7 protein-coding genes are annotated in these 6192 nt (G+C 64.0%); all 7 read left to right on the top strand.

Annotation, left to right across the window (positions count from 1 at the left end):
• Positions 1 to 565, top strand: a 565-nt coding sequence (locus ABY403_RS12335; protein ID WP_372841123.1) for a benzoate/H(+) symporter BenE family transporter, incomplete at its 5' end; no start/stop codon positions are given.
• Between the two features lie 51 nt (positions 566 to 616).
• Positions 617 to 1165: a hypothetical protein gene (locus ABY403_RS12330; protein WP_372841122.1), complete on the top strand. Its 549-nt coding sequence runs from the start codon at positions 617 to 619 to the stop codon at positions 1163 to 1165.
• A complete protein-coding gene (locus ABY403_RS12325; RefSeq protein ID WP_372841121.1) occupies positions 1162 to 2496 on the top strand; it encodes a GAF domain-containing protein in 1335 nt (444 codons plus the stop codon). The genes ABY403_RS12330 and ABY403_RS12325 overlap by 4 nt, the downstream gene beginning before the upstream one ends.
• 193 nt (positions 2497 to 2689) lie before the next feature.
• Positions 2690 to 4054, top strand: a complete 1365-nt coding sequence (locus ABY403_RS12320) for an FAD-binding oxidoreductase (protein ID WP_372841120.1) — start codon at positions 2690 to 2692, stop codon at positions 4052 to 4054.
• Between the two features lie 52 nt (positions 4055 to 4106).
• Positions 4107 to 4601, top strand: a complete 495-nt coding sequence (locus ABY403_RS12315; protein ID WP_372841119.1) for a cytochrome c — start codon at positions 4107 to 4109, stop codon at positions 4599 to 4601.
• A 732-nt stretch (positions 4602 to 5333) separates the two neighbouring features.
• Entirely contained in the window at positions 5334 to 5753 is a 420-nt protein-coding gene (locus tag ABY403_RS12310; RefSeq protein ID WP_372841118.1) for a response regulator, read from the top strand.
• A gap of 186 nt (positions 5754 to 5939) precedes the next feature.
• Positions 5940 to 6192, top strand: a 253-nt coding sequence (locus tag ABY403_RS12305; protein ID WP_372841117.1) for a two-component system response regulator, incomplete at its 3' end; no start/stop codon positions are given.

Here is a 6192-nt window from a genome sequence, read left to right as displayed (position 1 = left end):
GCCCCTGTTCATCGTCACCATGGCCTCGCAGAACCTGCCCGGCATCGCCGTGTTGCGCGCCGACGGCTACGCGCCGCCGGTCTCGCCGATCCTGACCGGAACCGGCCTGCTGTCGATCCTGACCGCGCCGTTCTGCGGCCATACCACCAGCCTCGCCGCGATCACCGCGGCGATTTGCACCGGGCCCGACGCCCACCCCGATCCCGCCGAACGCTGGAAGGGCGGCGTGATTTACGCCACCGGATACGCGGTGCTGGCGGCGGTCGGCGCCTCGGTGGTCGCCGTGGCGCAGAGCTTTCCGGCCGAACTGATCGCCATTCTCGCCGGGCTGGCGTTGCTCGGGCCGTTCATGGGCTCGCTGCGGGCGGCGATGGGTGGCAGCGGCGACCCTTTCGCGCCCGCCGTCACCTTCGTCGTCACCGCCTCGGGGGTGTCGATCCTCTCGGTCGGCGCGCCGTTCTGGGGCCTCGTGGCCGGGCTGATCGCGATGAGCCTGCCGCATCTTCCCCGCAGCCTTCGGGCAATCGCGGCGCGAAAAGGCGGCAGCAGGTCTTTCCGCACATGACAACTCGGGTTTTCTGACGCAAAAAACTTCTGTGCGATTCGTGTGGTTAAAATGTCGTCTAGCTTTGTACCCGCAACTCCTCTCAACGATCTCGCAGCCTGGGCCGCACAGAAACCGGCGCAGAGCGGCGCTTTACTGACCCCGGATCTCGTCGCGCTCGCGCAATCCGGCGTCAGCGTGACGCTTGCCAGTTCTACCTCTGCCGGGCAGCCAATCGTGGGTTTGGGCGTCGGCTGCCGGGTAAGGCCCGATGGAACCCTGCGCGTCCTGCTTGCCCGCGCAGCCAACGCCGACCTTCTTGCCGCGCTCAAAGACGGTCGCCCCATCGCAGTCACGTTTACCGGTGCCCCCGATCACCGCGCCTTTCAGGTCAAGGCCGCCACCGCCAAGATCGCAGAGCCTCTGTCCGACGACCTGCCCGAGATCGACCGTCAATGCGCGGTCCTTGCAGACGGTCTGGTCGAGATCGGCTTCTCGCGCGAGTTGGCCGAAGGCTATGTGACCTATGAGCCGGACGACATCGCCGCCGTCGAGTTTTGCCCTGAAAGGGTTTTCACCCAGACGCCCGGGCCGGGCGCGGGTGCGGAACTGACCCGATGACCGCGCCTTCTCTCGATGCGCTCCGCCCGGCACTGGAAGGCGTCGTGGCCTCGGTCATCGCCACTTGCGATGCTGACGGGCTGCCCAATGTGTCGATGATAAGTCAGGTCCATTACCTCGACCCAGAGCGGGTCGCGTTGTCCTACCAGTTCTTCAACAAGACCCGCCGCAACCTTCTGGCAACCCGGCGGGCCTCGGTTCAGATCGTGGACCCCGAGACCATGCGCCAGTATCGTCTCGATTTCGACTACGAAGAAACGCTGACCCGCGGCCCGCTGTTCGAAAGCATGAAGGCCAAGCTCGCAGGGCTCGCCTCGCACCACGGGATGGAGGGCGTGTTCCGCCTGCTTGGCGCAGACCTCTTTCGCGTGCTGTCGATCGAAGCCGTGCCGGGGCCGACCATTGCCCACACCGCGCAGGCGCGGCCGCTGCTGGCGGCGACCCGTCGCGCCTGCGACGCGCTCGACGCCTGCACCGATCTGGAGGAGCTTCTGGACCGCGCGACAGAGGTTTTGGAGGCGCAGTTCGGCATCCGCCACTCGATGGTTCTTATGGCCGAAGATGGGGAGGACCGGCTTTATGCCGTAGCCTCGCGCGGCTATCGCAGCTCGGGCGTGGGGGCCGAAGTGCAGTTCGGCGAAGGTGTGATCGGGGTCGCCGCACGCGAGCATACGCCGATCCGTATAGGCCACATGACCCGCGAATACCGTTACGGCGCTGCGATCACCGAAACGGCGCGACGCGCGGGCCTGATCGATGGCGCGCCCCGGGCGATCCCCTTTCCCGGCCTCGCAGCACCGCGCAGTCAGATCGCCCTGCCGATCCTCGAAGGCGGGCGGCTTTTGGGTGTGCTGTTCGCCGAGGCTGAAGAGACCTTGCGCTTTGCCTATGACGACGAAGACGCGCTGGCCCTTGTCGCAGGGCATCTGGGCGCGCGCATCGCGATCCTGCGCGCGGGCGAAAGCGACGAGGATGCCCCCACTCCGGGCGAAAAGCTGCCGCTCGCGGGTGTGGTGACTGTCCGTTACTACGCCGCCGATCAAAGCGTGTTTCTTGACCACGACTACCTCATCAAGGGGGTGGCGGGGGCGATACTTTGGCGGCTGCTGCGCGAATATCAGGCCACCGGGCGCACGGATTTTGCCCTGCGCGAATTGCGTGTCGATCCCGCGCTGCGCCTGCCTGCCCACGCTGAAAACCTAGATGCCCGCATGATTCTGCTGCGACGCAGGCTGGAAGAACGCCAGTCCTGCCTGCGTATCGAAAAGGCCGGGCGCGGCCGCTTCCGGCTCGCCATCGCCTGCCGATTGACGCTGGAAGAGCCAGCTTAGCAGTCTTTTAGCATTCGTGAGGCTTTCGCGCACCGTTTCTTAACATGCGAGGCGCGCGGCGCGGGAATACACCCTCGGCCACGCGGCGATGCCTTCGCCGTACCCTGAAACTCGATCTGCAACACCCTTCCCGCCCCCGCGCCGCAAGCTGGCCGCGGACTGGCCGGATGTGGCCGCAGGCAAGGATAGCGATATGCAAACGGATACTTTGAAACGCCGCCTCCGCGGCAGCCTGATTACCCAATTCGACCCCGGACATTCCGGGGCCTGCGATGCTTTGGTCTGGAACGGACGCAAGCCCGCACGCCGGGCGCGCCTGATCGTGCGTGCCGCCTGTGCCGATGACGTAGCCGAGGCGGTGCGCTTTGCCGCCGAGAATGGCCTGACAGTCTCGCCGCGCGGGGGCGGCCACCATATGAGCGGAATCGCCGCGCAAGCGGACATGGTGATAGACCTCGGCGCACTCGACGGGCTTAAGATAGACCCGGACCGGCGCACCGCGCGGGTTGGACCTGCCGTCACCAACGCGCGTATGTCAGCCGCCCTCGCGCGCCACGATCTGGCCTTTCCAGTCGGCCATTGCGGCAGCGTGCCGATGAGCGGCTACCTTCTGGGCGGCGGAATAGGCTGGAACTCGGGCGCTTGGGGCGTGGCGTGCTTTCTGGTCGATGCGGTCGAGGTCGTCATGGCCGATGGGCGCATCCTGACAGCCAGCGACGCCGAGAACGCAGAGGTCTTCTGGGCCGCGCGCGGGGCCGGACCGGCGTTTTTTGGCATCATCACCGCCTACCATCTGCGCCTCATGCAGGCACCGAAAGCGATCCTGTCCAAGGTGCATGTCTACCCGCTGGTCGAAGCCGCAACCATCGCCGCTTGGGCCGAAACCGCGATGGCAGAGGCACCGGCAAATATCGAGCTGACGTTGAAGATCGCCGCGCCACCGCCGGGCGTTCCGGTAAAGGGGCCGCTGGTAGAGGCAATCGCCACCGTCTTTGCCGGTGGCGATGACGAGGCGCACGCAACCCTGTTGCGGCTATTCGCCCAAGCGCCCGCGGCGATGCAGGTGATTGGCCCAATGCCCACGCCCTTCGACGTGCTCGACAGCCTTACGGCGCAAGCGATGCCCGAAGGGTTGCGCTATGGCGTCGATAGCCTGTGGTCCGACGCGCGCTTGCCCGAGGTGGTGCAGCGCATCGCGGAAGGCATGACGACGGCACCCTCGGCCCGCAGCCTTGCGCTCGTCATGCTGCGCTCGCCGCAGGCCGTGGCCCCCGGGATCGGTGCCTTCTCGCGGATCGGGCGTATCTTCGGCTCGGTCTACGCGATCTGGGAGGATGCGGGCGAAGACAGCGCGCAGCTTGCGTGGCTGCGGGCGACGATCGCAGCGGCAGCCCCGATCTGCCTTGGTGCCTATGTGGGCGAAGCCGACCTCGAACTGGGTTCGGGCGGGCTTTCGACCCACACCCCGGCGGCCGCGGCGCGGTTGCGCGACCTCGCCACACGCTTCGACCCCGCGGGCATCTTAGCACCGACCGCGCGCAACCGCGCCGCGGCCTGACCCAAACCCAAATTGCCGCATCTTCTGCGGCCAATCACATCAAGGATACACCATGACCCTTCAATTTGCCCTTATTCTGTCCGTGGCCGCACTTGCCGCGACACCCTCCCGTGCAGAACAACCGGACACGGACCTCATCGCGCGCGGAGCCTACCTTGGCACGATCATGGACTGCGCCGGTTGCCACATGCCACGCGGGCCTGACGGTGCGCCGATCGTCGAGGCCGGCCTCTCTGGCGGCACCGTCGGTTTCGAGATCCCCGGTCTTGGCACCTTCTGGCCCAGCAACCTCACACCCGACAAGACTGGCCTTGGCGGATGGTCGGGTGACGACATCATTCGGGCAGTCACCACCGGGGTCCGCCCCGATGGGCGGATGCTGGCACCCGCGATGCCCTGGCCGGGCTATGCGGCGCTGCGTGATGATGATCGCGCCGCCCTAGTGGCATGGCTGCAATCGCTGGAGCCGGTCGAAAACCCCGTGCCAGAGCCAGCAGCCCCGGGGGCCCATGCCCCGGCACCTTTCTACAGGGTGACCATGCCCTAAGCCTGACACCTTGGGCCGGGCCGCCTGCGGGCGGCCCGATCCGCCGCCAACCGGCGCTCGGCCATCGATGCTGGCCATGCGAAGCTGAAAGCAACTTCGAGCGCATACAGCGTTGATCTGCTGGCACCTGCCGATGAGTTTCACATGGGAAGGCGGGCTGCGACCGGGGCGGAACAGCCAGATCTCAGATTACCAGCTACGGATGCTGGTTCGCTGGCATCGACCTGGCGCGCAGCGAGGCGCTAACGAAGCCTTTGATCATAATCGACATTACCATGCGAAGGGTCATTTCCCCCGCCATGACGCTGGCCCGCCGCGACTCGAACCGAAACGCGGAGCGGGCCAGGGGCAACATCGCCCATTCCCAATCCCTGCCCTACCTCGTAGAGAAGTAGCCGAGGCGCTGTGCCGTGCTTTGGCTCGCAATTGCTTTCGTTTTTTTCGCGGAAGATATTGTCATGCTCAACAAGCATGCACATTTGAAAAGAGCCACTCAAAAGCCAAGGCCTTACCGGGCTATTTGAGTGATATTATGACACTTTCTGCAACCTTGCCTTTGACAAACTTGCTTAGACGGATTAGCCTTAAAACGATTATAGACAAAAGACTTAAGACGATTCCAAGCATGGTCATAGGTTACGTTGGTGTGGCGTTTGCAGGTTACGTTGGTGTGGCGCAGGACGTGTTCAGGCCAGCGAACGTGACGATCCAAAACGAAGCCTTCGAGAGTAGATGAGTAGCAACACAATGAATGACGCTGACCTCACCGCCCAGCGTTTTAGCTGCCTGCTCGCCGAGGACGACGAAGTCAGTCAGGAAATCATCGCGTATTTTATTGGCTCACTGGGCTTCATCGATCTTGAGGTTGTGTCTGACGGGCGCGACGCGCTGAATCGAAGCATGGCCCGCAAGTTCGACCTACTGATTTTTGACCGAGAGATGCCTTTCATCCACGGCGACAAGCTCATCAGACATCTGCATGCCTCTAACAATGTGAACTCTGACACACCGGCAATTCTGCTTTCGGCCTCTACGGGGCCCGAAATCATAGAGCTTGGCGCTAACTGCAATGCCGACGCGACGCTGTCGAAACCACTGAACCAAGGCCAATTTCTTGCCGCGGTTCGCCGCCTTTTGCAGCCCGAGCTCTGACCGCTTGCACAAGCCGCCCTCGTTTCGACCGCATTGATGCGTGCTTGGCACGCAATCCCTTGGAAACGACGGCAATTTGCCCAAAAATTGTCACTATTGGTGCACAGCATGAGTTCAGACGCAACGTCCGGGCAGCGGACCCGGGCGCGCAGGATATGCGTCGCGCGAATACGGGGGCAGAACACTATGCGAATATTGGCAGTCGACGACGACCCAGTCTTTCTGGAGCAGATTCTGGCGGGGCTTGGCACTTTGGGCTATCGAGATGTGGTTACAGCACAGTCCGCAGAGCAGGCACTGGGCTGGATTGACAAGGCCAGCCCTGCGTTCGATTGCTTCCTGCTTGATATCAAGATGCCTGGAACGAGCGGGATCGAGCTTTGCGCGCGGATCCGAAAGTTGCAGATCTATCGCCGCACGCCCATCGTGATGGTCACGG

The organism is Phaeovulum sp., assembly GCF_041596715.1.
Taxonomy (GTDB): Bacteria; Pseudomonadota; Alphaproteobacteria; order Rhodobacterales; family Rhodobacteraceae; genus UBA6213.
Note: the sequence above shows the minus strand (reverse complement) of the source record. Positions and strands in the feature narration are given on the sequence as shown.